The following is a 16,423-nucleotide window of genomic DNA, read 5'->3' on the forward strand; positions in this document are numbered from 1 at the left end:
TGATGGGTTGGGCCGGAGGCCATGAGGCGAGTACCACACAGAGCGACCTGCGGTCACAGACGATGCCTCCGGCGGGGGATCGGCCGGCACCGGGATGGAGGGGGCACCGTCGCCGACCGCGGGCCGGTAGTGGCATGAGCGGGGTGCTCCCATCCCGTCCACCGTCGACCCAGGCAGAGCCGAGCAGACGCGGCCCAGGGCGTCCAGGTCGTTCGTACAGTGGCGCGCTCCACCTGGACGCCCTGAACCACGCCCGCTCCACAGTGTGTGGGTCGACGGCGGACGGGATGGGAGCTGGGGTGAGTGGTGGGTACGGGAGTGATATCACCGACCCCGCCTCGCCAATGGGAGATACGCCGTCGTACGCTGATAGTCCGCCTACAGGATTCGTTCGGGTGAGGTAGACGTGGCCCTCTGGACAGAGAGGCCACGATCCTGTGCAATGGCACTCCTCCGGACGGCTTCGTGCTCGACCGCGAGGGCAAAGGGAGAGGGGTGAAAGGCCGATGGCCCTCCACCCCTCACGGGTAAAACTGGCGCTAGATGGCTGCAACCATCAAACGCCTCAGCTAGGCGGTACGCGCCTGGTGCAGCGTCCGGTAGGCGGCTTCGCCCTTGCGGTCGATGCACGGCGGGAACGTGGCCCCCGCCTCGTGGAACGTCGAAACGCCGTACTGGTCGGTGTAGGTCCCGGTCGTCGGCACGCGCTGACCGGTCTTCCACTCTCCGTTGGGGCCCTTCGGCCCGTGTCGTCGGGTCATACTGATCTTCTTTTCTGTGAGTTGGTTCGGTGAACGTCGTTGACCTGAATGCACGGAGGACCGCGACTCAGGACGAAGCGACCTCTGCTACATGTGCATGCGGAAGTGCCTGGTTCGAGCTGAGAGTGCCTGGCAGCACGCAGCAAGGAGCGGTGTGTATGCGCCCAGACGGGTCCATTTCGGGATACGCCGGACAACCTCATTGCATGGAGTGTGGAACTTTGTGGGCTCCCAGGTAGGGAAGCGCTAGTCCTCAACGCCGCCCCCAGTGGTTCCGTGCTCTGAGGGGGCACTCGTGACGTTGGAACTCAGAACCCACGATCGGTCTGGCATGCGGGCTACGAGGCCGGCCTTCAGCGCACGCTGATAGATCATGTTGATGGCGGACTTCGGTGCCCTCCATGTCGGGTCCACCCAACCGCGACTTTTCCACTCCTCCGTGATCTCGGGCATCCGCATCGGCCGTTGCGCTTCAGCCAGGATCTGTGCGGCCCGGCGCACAGACAAGGACGGTTCCCCTCTCCCGCGCGCGCCGCGGGTCTGTTGGAGGGGCGCTGCGGCGGTCTCCTCGACGGCTGTCCCGAGCTCGAAAGTTCGGGCTGTGTCTCCAGGTTCGAAGATCTGCTTGAGCCCATACACAACGGAGCGCAGGTTGCGGACACGCTCCTGCACCTCGCGAAGCTCAGCTTCAGCTTCGACGAGTTGCTGTTGCGCCACCCCCAACGCTTCCCGGAGTGCCTGGTTCTCTCCCATGCTCCCGACGCTACCACATATGAACGCGGGCGTGGGTGGCAACGTTTAAACGAAGCGTTCACGTTGAGGCCGTAGGATGCCCCAGGAATGGTGCAGTTGACCTTGGAAACTCTGATCTACCGGCCCCTAGGGCTGCTCTAAGGTGATCTCTGTCACATTCTCTTAATCGAACAAACTGTCAGTGAGTCCTAATGGCACCTCTGGTGTGTTGTGCGTGTAGGGCACGCCAAGGGTTCGAATTCCGTCAGGCCCACCAGGGGTACGTACTCCGCGCCTCGGCGACTAGCGATTGCACGCCCGCTGCGGTACAGCAGCGAAGTACAGCAACCCCAGCAACCGGCCCTGGCCGGTGGCAGCGCCGAGACGCCGCTATACGACTGGCATGACCCTCACCGACCGGTCCACATAGAGCTACGGATCAGAAGGCGTGCCCGATCCGTGCCCGACAGGCCGGTAAACCACGGTCACCAGCGGGTGCCAGGGAGACCCCCAAGGCTTGGCCCTGGTGCCCGTTGCCGCTGGCCAGGTCGCCAACGAGGCCCAGACGCACGGTGATTCCCAAGCTCAGAGCGCGGGTTCGATTCCCGTCACCCGCTCCATGATGAAGGCCCAGGTCTGTGACCTGGGCCTTGTTCGTTGGGTGCGGACGCATCCGGCGACCCGGACCGCTCCGGCTTCCACGTGTCTGACGGGACGGAGTCACTGAAGCTCCGTACGGCCCGCGCTACGTGAGCCGCCGGGCCGCATGTCCTCGCACCCGACGTCGTGGCCTCGGCGACACCGCGGTGCACGGATTGCCGCCTCCGGAGCTCCCGTCCACGCCGTTCCGTCCAGTTCCGGCTGTTCCCTGCTGCGGTGCCGGTCGGTCCGCGACCCGTGCGAAGGCGGCCGAGACCCACCGCGCATGCGGCGCGGAGACCTGCTGCCGGACCGATCGGCGTGGCACGCCCCTAGCGCCCCTGGAGAGCGCGGCCCGGTCCTACGCTGCGAGAAGGCGTGCGCGGGTACGGCAGGTGCCTCGCCGCGGAGTTGCCGGAGCCGGCCGACGGGCTCCGTGCGTCGTCCTCAGGAGGTAGTACATGACGGATCACGAGGCGCTTCCCGCCACGGACCACGCCGAGGTGCGGATCGTGGCCGCGACACCGGAGGTCGCCCGCCGGGTGGCGACGGTGCTGCGCCGCTGCTTCGCCGCGACCGAGCAGCGCAGCTTCCCCGCCGGCGCGGAGGGAGGGACACGTCTGCATCTCACCATCGACACCGCGCACCCGGCAGAACCGGCCCAATCCTGGCTGCACAGCAGCCGGGGGCCGTTCGACGAGGAGCGCCGGGCGGACGGGACCTGACTCGGTACGGCGACGTGAGTCGCCACGGGACCCGGCTCGGTACGGGGACACCTGCGGCACTCGGGAGCCGGACCGCCGGACGGCTCCGAGGGTGCCCGCCCAGGGCCTCCCGCAGCTCGTCGATCGGTGCGCACGGGGTGCGTACGGACGGTGCCGCACGTGACGGCGGCAGCGCGCGCGGCCGGGGCGGCGTGCGGCCGTGCACCTCTGGCACGTGGCCTCCGGCGGTCGCCGAGCGCGGCGGCGTGCCCGGGCGCCTCGGGTGCGATAGGTGTGGACCGTGGCCGGCAGCTCCCGTGAACCGTTCGTCTTTCCCGGTCTGCCGCCCTGGCCCGAGCAGACGCGGCTTGCGCGGGCCCTGCGGACGGAGACCGTCGGTGGGCTGATCCTGCTGGTGGCGGCCGGCGTCGCGCTGGTGTGGGCCAACAGCCCGGCACGCGACGCCTACGAAGCCGTACGCGACACCAGCTTCGGGTTCCCCGCCCTGGGGCTGGAGCTGTCCGTGGCGCACTGGACGGCCGACGGGCTGCTGACGGTCTTCTTCCTCGTCGCGGGCATCGAGCTGAAGCGGGAGCTCGTGGCGGGGCAGCTGAGCTCCGTGCCCACCGCGGCACTGCCGGTCGTGGCCGCCCTGTGCGGCATGGCCGTGCCGGCGGCCGTCTACTTCGCCACCGTCGCCGTCGGCGGGGGCAGCCCGGACGGCTGGGCCGTGCCGATGGCCACCGACATCGCTTTCGCGCTCGCGGTACTCGCCGTCCTGAACACCCATCTGCCCACGGCCCTGCGGGCGTTCCTGCTGACGCTGGCCGTGGTGGACGACCTGGGCGCGATCCTGGTGATCGCCGTGTTCTTCTCCGGCGGCCTGGAGCCGGCCGCCCTCGGCGGGGCCTGCGCGGGTCTCCTCCTGTTCGGGCTGCTGCAGCGTCTGCGGGTACGGGGCTGGTGGTGGTACGCACCGCTGGGGCTGGTGGTGTGGGGGCTGACGTACACGGGCGGCGTGCACGCGACGGTGGCGGGCGTGGCGATGGGGCTGCTGCTGCGCGCCCGTCCGGACCCGTCGAGGGGGGAGGTGCGGTCGCCCGGAGAGCGCGCCGAGCATCTGCTGCGGCCGTTCTCCGCCGGGGTCGCCGTGCCGTTGTTCGCGCTGTTCGCCGCCGGGGTCAGTGTCGCTCCGGACGTACTCGGCGACGTGTTCACGCAGCCCGAGACGCTGGGAGTGGTGCTGGGGCTGGTCGTCGGCAAGACGGTGGGCGTCCTGGGCGGGACCTGTCTGGCGGCCCGGTTCACCCGGGCCCGGCTGGACCCGGCCCTGGCCTGGGCCGACGTGGGCGCACTCGCGGTGCTGGCCGGGATCGGGTTCACCGTCGCGCTGCTCATCGGGGAGGCGTCCTTCACCGACCCGTCCGACACCGGGAGGGTGAAGGCGGCCGTGCTGGCCGGGTCCCTCCTGGCGGCGGCCGTCGCGGGAGGGCTGATCAAGCGCCGGAACGTCGTCTACCGGAGGATGTGGGAGGCGGAGCACGTCGACGCGGACGGCGACGGCATCCCCGACGTGTACCAGCGGGGCACGGACGTCCCGCCGCAGGATGACGACGGCAGTGGTGGTCCGCGAGGCCGGTGACCAGTAGCCGTGGGGAGGGCGGGAGAGGCGGGGCGGGGGCCTCGCCGCCCCTGCTGGCGCGCCGTGGCGTCGGGGAGCATTCTGGAAGACACGGCGGTACGGCGTACGGCGGCACAGTCGTCGGAGCCCGTCCCTCAGGGTGGTGAAGCCCTCAGGCGCGAGTGGGGCGGCGAGCCGTGGGCCCCGTCGGCTCCTGACCTCGGGGCGGCGGACGGCGGCGGGCCGTACACCGTTCGACCGCCGGAGGACGGCACCGGGCAGCGCCACCGGCCCGACGAAGGACGGCGACATGTTCAGCGTCAGTGAACGGCGGGCGTTGCGGTGACGTGGGCGGCGCGAGGTGTGCGAGTGCGCGAACGGGACCTCGTTCCTGGTCGAGGCCCATCGAGTGCGGGAGGCACTCGGGGTGGGCGGTCAGGAGACGGGGGGAGCGCGCAGGCACCTGGGGGGAGAGGGGCTGCTGCACAGCAGGGCCGACGCGTTCGGCGCCGCGTCCGGTCCGATCGGGCTGACGCACCGGGGCGTCGTCCGTGTCGAGGAAGCGGCGGACGGTTGAGCGGGGCGCGCCGCGTGGCGGTCATCGCGGGGGCAGGACACGGCTTCCCGGCCCGGCGCCGGCCGTGCCCGCCCCGGGCCGTCCCGTCGCGGCTCGCCCGCCGGACGGGGGAGCGGGGATGAGGCCCGAACGACGCGGCGGGCCTGGGGCCCCTGACCGTGCCGAGAGCTTCGGGGAAGGACTGCTGGGCATGGTCCTGGACCGGGCTCACGAGCTCCCGCCGCACCGGATCGGTCCGCTCGTCGCCGAGGCTCTGGCACGGCTGGGAGCCCGTGACCCGCAGATCCTGTTGCAGGACTACGGGCAGCGGATGCTGGTCCCCCTGTCCGGCGACGGCCTGCTGGGCGGCGCTCCCCAGTCGATCGACCGCTCGGAGGCCGGCCGGTGCTTCCTCGGCGCCCGCCCCGTGGATGTCGTGCGGCCCGACGGGGTACGCCTGCACCTGCCGCTGCTGGACGGTGGCGACCAGGTGGGGGTCCTGGCGGTCACTCTGGATGAGGCCGACGACGACGACCGCCGTCTGCTGCGAAGACTGGCGGGGCTCGCGGCCGACATGATGGTGACCAAGAACGGGTACACCGACCTGTTCTTCCGCACCAGGCGCAGTGAACCGATGAGCGTCGCCGCTGAGATCCAGTGGTCCCTGCTGCCACCGCTGGCGATGGTCATGCCACGCGTCGCCGTGGCGGGGATCCTGGAGCCGGCCTACGACGTCGCGGGTGACAGCTTCGACTACGCGCTCGACGGGGACACCTTGCACGTCGCCATGATCGACGCGATGGGACACGGCCTGGACGCGGCCACCATGGCCACCGTGGCCATCGGCGCCTACCGGCACGCTCGCCGGATCAGCATCGGCCTGTCCGAGATGTACCTCTTCATGGACCGGGCCGTCGCCGACCAGTTCGGCCCCGACCACTTCGTGACGGCGCAGATGATGCGGCTGGACACCTCCACCGGCAGACTCCAGTGGGTCAACGCGGGACACCCCGCGCCCATACTCGTACGACGGCACCGCGTCGTCAGCCGACTCGACAGCCCGACGACTCTCCCGGTCGGCTTCGGGGGAGCCGAGCCGAAGGTCAGCGAGCTGGTGCTGGAGGCTGAGGACCGCGTGCTGTGCTTCACCGACGGCCTGATCGAGGAGCACGAGAGCGGTCGGGAGCCGTTCGGGGAGGATCAGCTGATCGCCTGGGTCGACCGGCTGGACAGCACCGGCATGGGCGTCCGCGCGGTCACGCGGGCGCTGTCACACACCCTGAAACGGGCTCGGGGCGGCCGCACCACGGACGACGCCACACTCCTCATGGTCGAATGGCGCGGATGACACCGCCGCCCCGCACGGCGTCAGTGGGCCTGCCCGCCACCGGTGTCGATGAGGATCTGCTCCGCCCCCGTGACGTTGTCGGCACGCAGGGCCTGGGCGATGGCCGCCCGAGCCGCCTCCGGTGCCGCTCGGGGCGGCACGACGAGCAGCGAGAAGTGGTCCCGGTCGCCTCGCGTGATCAGGACCGTGTCGTCACCCACGGGGAAGGAGTCGAGGTGCACCACGCGGTCGTCGATGATCAGGCGGACCGGCAGCTCGTCCCAGGCGGCGGCGTCCAGGCCGACGCGGGTGATCGGGCCGAGGTGCGCGGCGAGGGCACTCACCAGGGCGGGCAGCTCCTCCGTGATGTCGCGGGAGCGCGGCCACCACGCTCCGTCGAGGATGCGGTCGCGGGCCTCCGTGGTCTCCAGGCGGAGCAGCGCGGTTCCGGGCCTGACCTCGTGGTGGACGGCGCTCGGCAGCCGACCGGTGTCGGGGAGCGGATGCGTGGGGGAGTCGGCCATGCTGTGATCCGCCCGTCTGGAGAATGCCGGCGCCTCGGAGGACCGGCTCGACCCCTCCCACGGTACTCCGCGACGCCCCGAGCAGATGCCCTGACGGGCCGGTTCCGCCGCGACGGCTGATCATCCGCTATGGACACTCCCGACGGAGCGGCCCGTCCGCCGGGAAGCAGGCCGTGCCCTTCAGGGCGGGTGGCCGGCGGACTGCACGGGTGTCGCCGAGCCCCGGAGAAGCACCGCGACGAGGACCGTCGGCGCAGGTCGGACGCCCGTGTGATCAAGCTGGGCACCGGTGATCCCCCACGCTCGGAGCGCAGGTTCGCTTCCCGTCGCCCGATCCATGCTGAAGGCCCGTGTCACGGGCCCGGGCCGTGCTTGTCGTGTGCGGTGGCTGCTGGTCGCCGCTGCCCCTCCGGGCCCTACGCGCGGGGGCTGCCCGGGTGACGGCCGCACGCGCGGCCCGTCGTCGGTGCTTCCGGCGGACCCGTCTGGCGCCGCGGTCGCCAATGCGCGGGCCGGGGCGGCCGCGGTAGCCGCGCCGGAGGGGGCGAGCCGGGACTCGTCGCTCGCGGGTGCAGGGCCGCTGTCGGGCATCGGGTGGTGCGGGCCCCGAGCGGTGGCCCGTTCCCGTGAGCGGGATGCGACGCGCGTACCCGCTCGCACCCGCGGGCGGCCTCGCCGGTTACGGTGCACGATGCCCGTCAGGGAGGTGTCGCCGCCCGTGTCCGCCGTGTTCACCGCCGACTTCGCGTCGGCCGCTCAGTGGGTCGCCGGCCGGTCGTGGGCGTATCCCGGCGGGGGGCCGGTCAATCCCGGGGACGGGAAGCTGGACCATCTCGTCGACGACCCGTTCTTCTGCAGGAGCGGGGCGTTCCGTGCGGCGCTCCGGCCGGACGGGCTGTGGAACACCGGGCTGTTGACCACCGAGGGCAGCCGCGAGGGCTTCATGGTGCGCACCGGGGACGTGCTGGAGGCCCGGGTGCGGCTGGCCAGGGCGCCGGGGGCGTGGCCGGCGATCTGGACGTGGCGGGACGGCGGCCAGGAGATCGACGTGTTCGAGTACCACCCGGACAATCCGGAGGTCCTGGAGCTGTCCAACCACGTGCACGGGGGCTGCCACTACCACCGGGACCCGTCCGTCGCCCCCGGGGCGTGGGTGGACCTGCGTGTCGCCTTCGGTGACCGGTCGGTGGTGTGGTGGGTGAACGGGCGGCGGGTCTTCGCGGACGGTACGGGGGTGGGCAGGGGCTGGTGCGCCTACCTCATCGTGAACCTGTCGGTGTCGGCCGGACGGCACCACCGTCCGCCGGAGGCCGGTGTGACGGACATGTCGTTCCGGGTGGGGCGCCTGCGGGTGCACCGCGCCGCGGGCTGATGCGCCCCCGGCCTGTGCCGCCGTGTACGGGACGTCGTCCGGTGGGACGGGGGCGGGCCGGGAGGCAGGGTCCGGGAGGGGTGCGCCGGCCGGGATTCCCGTACCGGGCGTCGCGTACCCCTGGCACGGCCGGCCTCCTACCCCCGCTGCACAGGTGCTCGACGGGTGTGCCGGGCCGCGCTGCCGCACTGCGTGCACAGGTCCCGAAAGACCGTCGCACCGCGGTCGCCGCCTGACTGGAGGGCTACGCCCCGTCGTGCTCCGGGCACCCCGAAGGGCACAGACGAAGCGCTCGGCCGAAGGGCGTCCCGGGGAGGCCGACCGCTGGGCCGGTCCTCTGGCGCCGGTGTGGCGGCCGACCGTGTGGGCGTCCGTCCGGCTTCAGGTGCCCGCCGTCGCGGGTCGACCAGGTGTCACCGCGCCGAGGGCGGGCACCAGGTCGGCAGGGCCGGCGCCGCCTGCCCCGAGTGCGCCGCCCGCGGAGGCGCCGCCGACGCGGAGCCGGCCGAACAGCGCGGCGACCGCCGCCGAGGCGACGGCGCGGGGCACGGCCACCGGGCACCGGGACCGGCCTGATAGCTTCGACACGACTGTAGAAGTCGTGGCCCGGGCCGGGTCCTCCCGAACCGGGCCGCACGAACAAGGAGTTCGCATGGCCCTGTGGGACCGCCTCAAGGAGTCCGCGTCGACGATGCAGACCCAGCTCATGGCGAAGAAGAACGAACTCACCAGCGGTGCCTTCCGCGACGCCTCCATGGCGATGTGCGCACTCGTCGCCGCCGCCGACGGCACCGTCGACCCCAGCGAACGCCAGCGCGTGGCCCAGCTCATCGCCACCAACGACGTCCTGCGCAACTTCCCCTCCGACGACCTGCACCGCCGCTTCGAGGACAACCTGAACAAGCTGACGGCCGACTTCGCCCTGGGCAAGGTCAGCGTCCTGCAGGAGATCGCCAAGGCCGGGAAGAAGCCCGCCGAGGGCCGCGCCGTGATCCAGATCGGCATCGTCATCGGCGGCGCCGACGGCGACTTCGACAAGGCGGAGCAGGCCGTCGTCCGCGAGGCCTGCCACACCCTCGGCCTGCCGCCCCACGAGTTCGACCTGTAAGCGCGGACGGGCAGAGCCACGAGACGAAGGGCAGTACGCACATGGAGATCTCCGGCATCATCACCGCCATCATCTTCGGCGCGATCATCGGCGCCCTCGGCCGGCTCGTCCTGCCTGGACGGCAGAACATCGGCTGGCTGTGGACCGTCGGCGTGGGCATCGCCGCCGCCCTCGTCGGCACCGCCCTCGCCGCGGCACTGGGCGTCGCCGACACCAGGGGCGTCGACTGGATCGAATGGGTCATCCAGATCGGCCTCGCCGCCCTGGGCGTGACCGCGCTGGAGCGCCTGCGCTCCCGCTCCTGACACCCGCACAGATCGCCTGATCCGGCCGTGATCCGGCCGCCGGTGACTGCTCCGGCCCGCCAGGGGCAGCTCCGGCCCGCCGGGGGCAGCTCCGGCCCGCCGGGGGCGGCTCCAGCCCGCCGGTGCTGCTCCGGCCCGTCAGGTGTTCTCTCGCTCGGCGAGGGTGTGGGCGACGAGGGCGTTGGCGTGGCCGTGACCGAGGCCGTGCGCGGTCTTCAGCCAGGAGACCAGCTCCATGTGCCTGGTCAGCGGAGAGGAGCGGATGAGCTCCTTCCACGCGGAGATCGGGCGGCCGTACTTCTTCTCGATGGAGGGGAAGTAGCTCGCAGGGCCCTTCACTGTGCCGGTCATCGCGTTCCTGCTTCCTGTGGGTGAGACGGGGTGATGTCGGGTGGTGGTCGCCTGAGTGGCCGGACGACGAGAAGGCGTCCGGCGGGGTCAGGTGGGGCTGGTGGGTGGTGCTGGTCTTCTGACCGCCGGAGGAGGGCGGATCCATCGCCCTCGCGGTGTGTTCTGCGTCACTTCCCGCGGGGGCTTGCTGCTGCACCTCCGGCCCGGGTGGGCGGGGCCGCCGTGGCATCGCCCCTGCGCGGGCCGACGGTGGGCGGCGCGGGTGGCTCGGGGTCGCCCTCGGTGAGCGGGCGTAAATCCGTACGAATCCGCGCGCGCATGAGGAAGACTCCGTGCGACCGATGACTTCCGCCAAGCGTGCCGGTCCACCACGGTGTCACCACCCCACCGACCGCGCCCACGGCCCTTGGCTGCGAGGCGACCGCGACCAAGAACCCCAGCGAGGTACCCCCATGACGACGGCGATCCACGAACGACCGGCCGGGAAGACGGGCCGCACACCGCCCGTCGTACGGCTGCTGGTGCTGGCCACGTTCGTGGTCATCCTCAACGAGACCATCATGATCAACGCGATTCCGCGGCTGATGGACTCGCTGGACATCACCGAACAGTCGGCGCAGTGGGTGTCCACCGCGTTCATGCTCACCATGGCGGCGGTGATCCCGGTCACCGGCTGGTTCCTGCAGCGGGTCACCACCCGTCAGGCCTACGCGATAGCGATGGGCGTGTTCCTCGCGGGCACCGCCCTGTCGGCCGTCGCGCCCTCCTTCGAGGTGCTGCTGGTGGGCCGGACCGTGCAGGCCGCGGGGACCGCCGTGATGATGCCGCTGCTGATGACCACGCTGATGACCGTGGTGCCCGAGCACGACCGCGGCCGGGTGATGGGCAACGTCACCCTGGCCATCTCGGTGGCCCCCGCACTCGGGCCCGCCGTGTCCGGGCTGATCCTGCAGTTCGGTTCCTGGCGGTTGCTGTTCCTGGTGGTGCTGCCCATCGCCGCGCTGGTGACCGTCCTCGGCCTGCGCAAGATGGAGAACATCGGCGAACCGCAGGTGAGCTCCATCGACTGGTTCAGCGTCGGCGTCGCGGCACTCGGCTTCGGCGGGCTGGTGTACGGCCTCAGTCTGTTCGGCGAGGGAGGCGGAGCGGTCGCCACCGGGGCCGGGATCACGGCCGCCGGGCTCGCGGCCATCGGCCTGTTCGCGGTCCGGCAGCTGAAGCTCCAGCGCGGCGGCGCCCCGCTGATGGACCTGCGTGCCCTGAAGCACCGCACCTTCACCCTGTCGCTGGTCCTCATGTCCGTCGGGTTCCTGTCGATGCTCGGCGCGATGATCCTGCTGCCGCTGTACCTGCAGAACCTGCGCGGACTGAGCCCCCTGGAAACCGGGCTGCTGGTGATGCCGGGCGGTCTGATCATGGGCCTGCTGGGTCCGACGATCGGTAAGGCGTTCGACCGGTTCGGCAGCCGGCCGCTGGTGCTGCCGGGTTCCATCGGCATGGCGCTCGCCCTCTTCGGGCTGACGCAGGTCTCGCTGACCATGCCGTACTGGGTGGTCCTCGGGATGCACGTGCTGCTGATGGTCAGCCTCGCGGCGACGTTCACCCCGTGCTTCACTCTCGGCATGGGGGGCCTTCCGCCGCACCTGTACTCGCACGGCAGCTCGATGCTGGGCACGCTCCAGCAGGTCGCCGCGGCGTTCGGCACGGCGCTCGTGGTGACCGTGATGTCCGCGCGCACCAGCGCGCTGGTCGCCGACGGCACAGCGGCCGTGCCCGCGCAGGTGAGCGGCATGAAGCTGGCCTTCGCGGTCGCGGCGGTCCTCGCCCTCGTGGCGGTCGCCGTCGCCGCGAAGCTGCCGAACCGCCTCGCGGCCGCGGACGCCCCGGAGCACGGGGGTGCCGACGCGGACCCGTCGGCCGGTGAGCCCTCTACGGGTGATACGGCCGCTGGTCCGACGGCCGGGGAACCCGCTGTGGGAGCAAGCACCGCGGACCTGTCGGGCGGTGACACCCCCGTGGGTGGGAGCGCCGCGGCCGACAGGGTCTGACCGGTAGCTGTGGGAGCGGTCCCGGCCGTCGCCGGACGCGGCGGCAGGGGCGCCTTGGACAGCGCCCCGCGGCCGCCGCCCGGCCGGTGGCGCCGGTCGCGCCCCCGGATCGCGTACTGCGTGGGCGAAGCCCCCCGACCGGGTCGGGGGGCTTCGCTCCCGGACGAGGGGCACGGGAGCCCCGCGGCGCCGGTCGAGGACCGCAGGGAGGGCCCGTACGGGGCCGGTTGCAGGCAGGAGCGCGCGGCGGCCCCCCGCAGGGCCGGCCGGCTGCGGCGGCTACTGCTGCTCTGCTGTTGCCGTTGCTGTTGCTGCGTCAGGCTCAGGCGGGGTTGCGGGACGGGGGCAGCGCAGGCTCGGTGCCCGGCGTGCCGTCGTTCTTCATGGCTGCGGCCTCGCTCTTGAGGATGCGCGCGGACCTGCCGAGGGCTCGGGCCATCTCCGGCAGCTTCGCGCTGCCGAAGAGCAGCACGGCGACGGCCAGCACGATGAGGATGTGGGAGACGCTGAAAGCACCCATGACGATCACCCTTTCGGACCGGGGCCGCCCGCGCAGGAAACCGGTGGCCCACCCGTCGGGATCGTATCCGCCGCCTCCGGGGGCGGAGTCAGGAAGGCGTGAAGGAACTTTCTGCGGGCACCGTGGGTCTGTCACCCCGTTGTAGCTTGTGCACACCTGTGGACCGACCGCGTCCACCGCCCCGCAGGAGCCCTCCGTCCGTGAACACCTCTTCCTCGACGCTCGCGCTCGGCCCGAGCTGGCTGGACCCCGACTTCCTGGTCAACGAGTTCGGTCTCTACGGCGTCCTCGCGATCGTCTTCGCCGAATCCGGCCTGCTCATCGGGTTCTTCCTGCCCGGTGACTCGCTGCTGTTCACCACGGGTCTGCTGGTCACCACCGGCGTCCTCGACACCCCGCTGTGGCTCACCTGCACCCTCATCGTGGTGGCGGCCGTCCTCGGCGACCAGGCCGGCTACATGTTCGGCCGCAAGGTGGGGCCGAGCATCTTCAACCGGCCGGACTCCCGCTTCTTCAAGCAGGAGAACGTCCAGAAGGCGCACGAGTTCTTCGAGAAGCACGGACCGAAGTCGCTGGTCCTCTGCCGGTTCGTGCCGATCGTCCGCACGTTCACGCCGATCGTCGCCGGCGTCAGCCGCATGGACTACCGCACCTTCGTCACGTACAACGTCGTCGGCGGTGTCCTGTGGGGCGTCGGCGTCACCTGCCTCGGCGCCTCCCTGGGCAGGATCGCCTTCGTGCGCCAGCACATCGAGGCGATCCTCATCGGCATCGTCCTGCTCTCCGTCGTCCCCGTGGCCATCGAGGTCCTCCGGGCACGGGCCGGCTCCCGGAAGGCCCCGGCCGACGAGGACGGCGGCCTCCAGGCGGCCGGCGTCACCGAAGCCGCCCCGGCGCGGCGCGGGCGGCACGCCCGGCGCTGAGCGTTGCCGACCGGCCGCCGGCGAGCGGATCCCCTCCTGCCCTGAGCGGCGACCGTCCCGCTGCCTCACGGGGCGGCCCGGGGCGCCCGAGCAGGCGCGACCAGCACATCCGGAGGGGCGTAACAGGCCAGGCGGTCAGAGGGGCTGGATCCGGGCGCGCAGGAGGCAGAACTCGTTGCCCTCCGGGTCCGCCAGTACGTGCCAGGACTCCGCGCCCGTCTGGCCGACGTCGACGGGGCGGGCGCCGGCCGCGAGCAGTCGCTGCAACTCGGCTTCCTGGCTTCGGTCCGTGGGGCTGACGTCGAGGTGCAGGGGGAGCTTCCCGGCCCGCGGAGTGTCGCTGGGGCTGAGCACGAGGACGGGTCGGGTGCCGCCGAAGCCGGTGTCGGGCGGTCTGATCTCGATGCTGCCGTCCTCCTCGCGGCCGAGTTCGACGTAGCCGAGGACCTCGCTCCAGAAGCCGGCGAGCCGCTCGGGGCCGGCGCAGTCGATGACCAGCTCACTGATGCGGCATGCCATGCCCGGCAGTGTACGCAGGGCAACTGCCGTGCGGGGGTGGGCACTCGCTCCGGTGGCGGCCGTCCTCGGCTGGTCCCGCTCCGGGGGGTGTGCCCCGCTCGACCGCCGCCGCGGGTGCGCCCGGCCGCAGCACACGCCCACGCGTCCGGCCGCACGACAGCGCGGCACGTCCGGCACACCCGGCATCAAGGTGAGACGGGGCCGAGGCCCGGGCGGGTTCACGCCCGCAGGGGCACCCCCGCCGCCTCCAGCAGTGCCGCGAGGTCTTCGGGGATCGGCATGGGGGTGTTCAGCCCGGCCCGGGTCCTGCCGGTGTTGCCGGTCGGGTAGGCGCCCGCCGCCGAACCCGGTCCGGCCACGGCCAGGCGCACGAGTTGGCCCAGCACCTCCAGCACATCGCGGTCGGCGACGGCGAGCCGCAGCATCACCGCGTGCGTACGGGTGTGTGGCCAGGGCCACGGCTGGGACAGGATGTGCGCGCGCTCAGCGGCCCGCCACCGTTCACCCCGCGGGCCCGGGCCGCGGGCGACGGCCATCTCGGCGGCGAAGACGGACCGCACGGGCGTGGGCATGGCGGTACGGCGCGGCACGGGTGACCTCCGGGACAGTAGATTCATCATTCTCTGAATTCAAGCATGCGTGTACTGTTGCGTCCATGCTGACCCTTGCCACCGATCTCGACGCCCTCACCCGCTTCGGCCGGGCCCTGGCCGATCCGATCCGCTGCCGCGTCCTGCTGGCGCTGCGCGAGGCGCCCGCGTACCCGTCCGACCTGGCCGACCGGCTCGGGATCTCCCGCACCCGGCTCTCCAACCAGCTGGCGTGCCTGCGGGACTGCGGCCTCGTCGTCACCGTCCCGGAAGGCCGCCGCACCCGCTACGAACTCGCCGACGCGCGCCTCGGCCACGCCCTCGACGACCTGCGCACCGCCGTGGTCGCCGTCGCCACCGACGTCACCTGCCCGGACGCCGACGAGAAGCACTGCTGCTGACCATGTCCGCGCAGACACCGCCCCCCGTCGACGCGTCCGCGGCCCGTCGTGACGCCCTGACCCGGCGCATACGCCTGCTGGTCGCCGCCACGATCGCCTACAACGCCGTCGAGGCCGTCGTCGCCCTCACCGCCGGGACGCTCGCCTCCTCGTCCGCCCTGATCGGCTTCGGACTCGACTCCGTCATCGAGGTGTCCTCCGCCGCCGCCGTCGCCTGGCAGTTCTCCGCCTCCGACCACGCCGCACGCCAGGCCCGCGAGCAGCGCGCCCTGCGGGTGATCGCGGTCTCCTTCTTCGCGCTCGCCGCGTACGTGGCCGTGGACGCCGTCCGCGCGCTCGCCGGCACCGCCGAAGCCGACCGTTCCGTCCCCGGCATCGTCCTCGCCGCGCTGTCGCTGGCGATCATGCCGTTCCTCTCCTTCGCCCAGCGCAGGGCCGGGCGGGCCCTGGGTTCCGCCAGCGCGGTGGCCGACTCCCGGCAGACCCTGCTGTGCACCTATCTGTCCGCCGTGCTCCTGGTCGGGCTGGTCCTCAACGCCGCTCTCGGCTGGTCCTGGGCCGACCCCCTGGCCGCTCTCGCCATCGCCGCGGTCGCCGCCAAGGAGGGCCGCGACGCCTGGCGCGGCGAGGGCTGCTGCACACCCGCCGGCCCCGCTGACCCGGGCCCGCAGGCCGCCCCGGCCGTGCCCTCCGCGCCGGGCGCCCCGCTCGCCGACGCGGGGCCCGGTACGGGCGGCTCCGGCTGCGCCTGCTGCGGCTGACGGCCGGGGCGGCGCTCCGGGGCGCCGTGGCCCCGGGCCGACCGCGCCCCGGCTGTCGGACGTGGATGAGAGGGTGCCGTCATGGAGGACGTACTGATCGACGTGCCGGAGGCACTGCAGGAGCACGCCGTGATAGCCCGGTTCCACCTGGGCGGTGACGGCTTCGGTGACTCCGGCCAGTGGCAGTCGGTCCTCGCGGCCGAGCGGTCGATGGACGCCGCGGTCGCTGCCGCCGGCGTCGGGGAGGTGGACGGCGACGAGTTCGGCGGCGGCGAAGTCGCGATCTACGCGTACGGCCCCGACGCGGACGCGCTGTACCGGGTGATGGAGCCGGAACTGCGCGCGCTCCCCTACCGCCCGGCCCACGTGGTGTTGCGCTACGGCGGCCCCGACGACGACGCCGCAGGGCACCGCATCGACCTCTGACGTCCGCAGGGGCGGGCGCCGGGCGTCGCCCGCCGTCGGGACCCCCGGCGACGGCGCGCCCGGCCGACGGCGCACCCGTCCGCAGGCGCGGCCCATCCGTCGTCCTGCGCGCATGCGAGCGTGCCGTCCGCCCCGGTGGGCTCCGGACCCGGTCCGGGAGTGGCGGCCGCGGTGGGGGGAGGGGTGCCGTGCCGCGCGGCCGGTCCGCCGCGGGCTCCGGCAGCAGGGGGACGGG

At 72.5% G+C, this 16,423-nt stretch carries 18 protein-coding genes; 11 read left to right on the forward strand and 7 right to left on the reverse strand.

What is annotated here, in order from left to right:
• Positions 1-569 precede the first annotated feature (569 nt).
• Both BJP40_RS33670 and BJP40_RS17305 read right to left on the reverse strand, forming a co-directional pair.
• Positions 570-761, reverse strand: coding sequence for a hypothetical protein (locus BJP40_RS33670; RefSeq protein WP_143065962.1), 192 nt, complete (start codon positions 759-761; stop codon positions 570-572).
• A gap of 246 nt (positions 762-1,007) precedes the next feature.
• Positions 1,008-1,514, reverse strand: a complete 507-nt coding sequence (locus tag BJP40_RS17305) for a hypothetical protein (RefSeq protein WP_071281106.1) — start codon at positions 1,512-1,514, stop codon at positions 1,008-1,010.
• Positions 1,515-2,593: 1,079 nt separating this feature from the next.
• Here BJP40_RS17305 and BJP40_RS17310 point away from each other — a divergent pair.
• The 3 genes from BJP40_RS17310 (at position 2,594) to BJP40_RS17325 (ending at position 6,361) form a co-directional block, all read left to right on the forward strand.
• Positions 2,594-2,857 (forward strand): hypothetical protein, encoded by a 264-nt coding sequence (locus BJP40_RS17310; RefSeq protein ID WP_071281107.1) that lies wholly within the window; start codon positions 2,594-2,596, stop codon positions 2,855-2,857.
• A 280-nt stretch (positions 2,858-3,137) separates the two neighbouring features.
• Positions 3,138-4,478: a Na+/H+ antiporter NhaA gene (gene nhaA / locus BJP40_RS17315; RefSeq protein WP_071281155.1), complete on the forward strand. Its 1,341-nt coding sequence runs from the start codon at positions 3,138-3,140 to the stop codon at positions 4,476-4,478.
• A gap of 674 nt (positions 4,479-5,152) precedes the next feature.
• Positions 5,153-6,361, forward strand: coding sequence for a PP2C family protein-serine/threonine phosphatase (locus tag BJP40_RS17325; protein ID WP_071281109.1), 1,209 nt, complete (start codon positions 5,153-5,155; stop codon positions 6,359-6,361).
• A gap of 20 nt (positions 6,362-6,381) precedes the next feature.
• On the opposite strand, the gene BJP40_RS17330 is transcribed toward BJP40_RS17325, so the two are convergent.
• Positions 6,382-6,864 (reverse strand): DUF5994 family protein, encoded by a 483-nt coding sequence (locus BJP40_RS17330; RefSeq protein ID WP_071281110.1) that lies wholly within the window; start codon positions 6,862-6,864, stop codon positions 6,382-6,384.
• 691 nt (positions 6,865-7,555) lie between these two features.
• Between BJP40_RS17330 and BJP40_RS17335 the strand changes: the two genes are divergently transcribed.
• The 3 genes from BJP40_RS17335 (at position 7,556) to BJP40_RS17345 (ending at position 9,649) form a co-directional block, all read left to right on the forward strand.
• On the forward strand, positions 7,556-8,236 hold the full coding sequence (locus BJP40_RS17335) for a family 16 glycosylhydrolase (RefSeq protein ID WP_071281111.1): 681 nt from the start codon (positions 7,556-7,558) through the stop codon (positions 8,234-8,236).
• A 652-nt stretch (positions 8,237-8,888) separates the two neighbouring features.
• Positions 8,889-9,344: a tellurite resistance TerB family protein gene (locus BJP40_RS17340; RefSeq protein ID WP_071281112.1), complete on the forward strand. Its 456-nt coding sequence runs from the start codon at positions 8,889-8,891 to the stop codon at positions 9,342-9,344.
• Between the two features lie 41 nt (positions 9,345-9,385).
• Positions 9,386-9,649 carry a GlsB/YeaQ/YmgE family stress response membrane protein gene (locus BJP40_RS17345; RefSeq protein ID WP_071281113.1) on the forward strand — a complete coding sequence of 88 codons (264 nt, stop codon included), beginning with the start codon at positions 9,386-9,388 and terminating at the stop codon, positions 9,647-9,649.
• A gap of 138 nt (positions 9,650-9,787) precedes the next feature.
• Here BJP40_RS17345 and BJP40_RS17350 read toward each other — a convergent pair whose 3' ends face one another.
• On the reverse strand, positions 9,788-10,000 hold the full coding sequence (locus BJP40_RS17350; protein WP_071281114.1) for a DUF4287 domain-containing protein: 213 nt from the start codon (positions 9,998-10,000) through the stop codon (positions 9,788-9,790).
• 452 nt (positions 10,001-10,452) lie between these two features.
• Between BJP40_RS17350 and BJP40_RS17355 the strand changes: the two genes are divergently transcribed.
• Positions 10,453-12,048 (forward strand): MDR family MFS transporter, encoded by a 1,596-nt coding sequence (locus BJP40_RS17355; RefSeq protein ID WP_079168926.1) that lies wholly within the window; start codon positions 10,453-10,455, stop codon positions 12,046-12,048.
• Between the two features lie 322 nt (positions 12,049-12,370).
• On the opposite strand, the gene BJP40_RS17360 is transcribed toward BJP40_RS17355, so the two are convergent.
• Positions 12,371-12,568: a Sec-independent protein translocase subunit TatA gene (locus BJP40_RS17360; RefSeq protein WP_071264871.1), complete on the reverse strand. Its 198-nt coding sequence runs from the start codon at positions 12,566-12,568 to the stop codon at positions 12,371-12,373.
• A gap of 200 nt (positions 12,569-12,768) precedes the next feature.
• Between BJP40_RS17360 and BJP40_RS17365 the strand changes: the two genes are divergently transcribed.
• Positions 12,769-13,491, forward strand: coding sequence for a DedA family protein (locus BJP40_RS17365; protein ID WP_071281115.1), 723 nt, complete (start codon positions 12,769-12,771; stop codon positions 13,489-13,491).
• Positions 13,492-13,626: 135 nt separating this feature from the next.
• On the opposite strand, the gene BJP40_RS17370 is transcribed toward BJP40_RS17365, so the two are convergent.
• Both BJP40_RS17370 and BJP40_RS17375 read right to left on the reverse strand, forming a co-directional pair.
• Positions 13,627-14,010 carry a VOC family protein gene (locus BJP40_RS17370; protein WP_071281116.1) on the reverse strand — a complete coding sequence of 128 codons (384 nt, stop codon included), beginning with the start codon at positions 14,008-14,010 and terminating at the stop codon, positions 13,627-13,629.
• A gap of 218 nt (positions 14,011-14,228) precedes the next feature.
• A complete protein-coding gene (locus BJP40_RS17375) occupies positions 14,229-14,582 on the reverse strand; it encodes a DUF3703 domain-containing protein (protein ID WP_071281156.1) in 354 nt (117 codons plus the stop codon).
• 83 nt (positions 14,583-14,665) lie between these two features.
• Here BJP40_RS17375 and BJP40_RS17380 point away from each other — a divergent pair, with 83 nt between their 5' ends.
• The 3 genes from BJP40_RS17380 (at position 14,666) to BJP40_RS17390 (ending at position 16,188) form a co-directional block, all read left to right on the forward strand.
• The gene (locus tag BJP40_RS17380) at positions 14,666-15,001 is read left to right on the forward strand and encodes a helix-turn-helix transcriptional regulator (RefSeq protein WP_071281117.1); all 336 of its coding nucleotides are present in this window, start codon (positions 14,666-14,668) and stop codon (positions 14,999-15,001) included.
• Positions 15,002-15,003: 2 nt separating this feature from the next.
• Positions 15,004-15,762 (forward strand): cation transporter, encoded by a 759-nt coding sequence (locus BJP40_RS17385; protein WP_071281118.1) that lies wholly within the window; start codon positions 15,004-15,006, stop codon positions 15,760-15,762.
• Between the two features lie 81 nt (positions 15,763-15,843).
• Positions 15,844-16,188: a hypothetical protein gene (locus BJP40_RS17390; RefSeq protein WP_079171253.1), complete on the forward strand. Its 345-nt coding sequence runs from the start codon at positions 15,844-15,846 to the stop codon at positions 16,186-16,188.
• The last annotated feature ends 235 nt before the right edge of the window (positions 16,189-16,423 follow it).

The sequence above is a fragment of the Streptomyces sp. CC53 genome (assembly GCF_001865245.1).
Classification (GTDB): domain Bacteria; phylum Actinomycetota; class Actinomycetes; order Streptomycetales; family Streptomycetaceae; genus Streptomyces.

Coding starts and splice junctions, on each gene's coding strand:
- BJP40_RS33670 (WP_143065962.1), bottom strand. CDS start 761: ATGACCCGACGACACGGGCCGAAGGGCCCCAACGGAGAGTGGAAGACC.
- BJP40_RS17305 (WP_071281106.1), bottom strand. CDS start 1,514: ATGGGAGAGAACCAGGCACTCCGGGAAGCGTTGGGGGTGGCGCAACAG.
- BJP40_RS17310 (WP_071281107.1), top strand. CDS start 2,594: ATGACGGATCACGAGGCGCTTCCCGCCACGGACCACGCCGAGGTGCGG.
- BJP40_RS17325 (WP_071281109.1), top strand. CDS start 5,153: ATGAGGCCCGAACGACGCGGCGGGCCTGGGGCCCCTGACCGTGCCGAG.
- BJP40_RS17330 (WP_071281110.1), bottom strand. CDS start 6,864: ATGGCCGACTCCCCCACGCATCCGCTCCCCGACACCGGTCGGCTGCCG.
- BJP40_RS17335 (WP_071281111.1), top strand. CDS start 7,556: ATGCCCGTCAGGGAGGTGTCGCCGCCCGTGTCCGCCGTGTTCACCGCC.
- BJP40_RS17340 (WP_071281112.1), top strand. CDS start 8,889: ATGGCCCTGTGGGACCGCCTCAAGGAGTCCGCGTCGACGATGCAGACC.
- BJP40_RS17345 (WP_071281113.1), top strand. CDS start 9,386: ATGGAGATCTCCGGCATCATCACCGCCATCATCTTCGGCGCGATCATC.
- BJP40_RS17350 (WP_071281114.1), bottom strand. CDS start 10,000: ATGACCGGCACAGTGAAGGGCCCTGCGAGCTACTTCCCCTCCATCGAG.
- BJP40_RS17355 (WP_079168926.1), top strand. CDS start 10,453: ATGACGACGGCGATCCACGAACGACCGGCCGGGAAGACGGGCCGCACA.
- BJP40_RS17360 (WP_071264871.1), bottom strand. CDS start 12,568: ATGGGTGCTTTCAGCGTCTCCCACATCCTCATCGTGCTGGCCGTCGCC.
- BJP40_RS17370 (WP_071281116.1), bottom strand. CDS start 14,010: ATGGCATGCCGCATCAGTGAGCTGGTCATCGACTGCGCCGGCCCCGAG.
- BJP40_RS17375 (WP_071281156.1), bottom strand. CDS start 14,582: ATGCCCACGCCCGTGCGGTCCGTCTTCGCCGCCGAGATGGCCGTCGCC.
- BJP40_RS17380 (WP_071281117.1), top strand. CDS start 14,666: ATGCTGACCCTTGCCACCGATCTCGACGCCCTCACCCGCTTCGGCCGG.
- BJP40_RS17385 (WP_071281118.1), top strand. CDS start 15,004: ATGTCCGCGCAGACACCGCCCCCCGTCGACGCGTCCGCGGCCCGTCGT.
- BJP40_RS17390 (WP_079171253.1), top strand. CDS start 15,844: ATGGAGGACGTACTGATCGACGTGCCGGAGGCACTGCAGGAGCACGCC.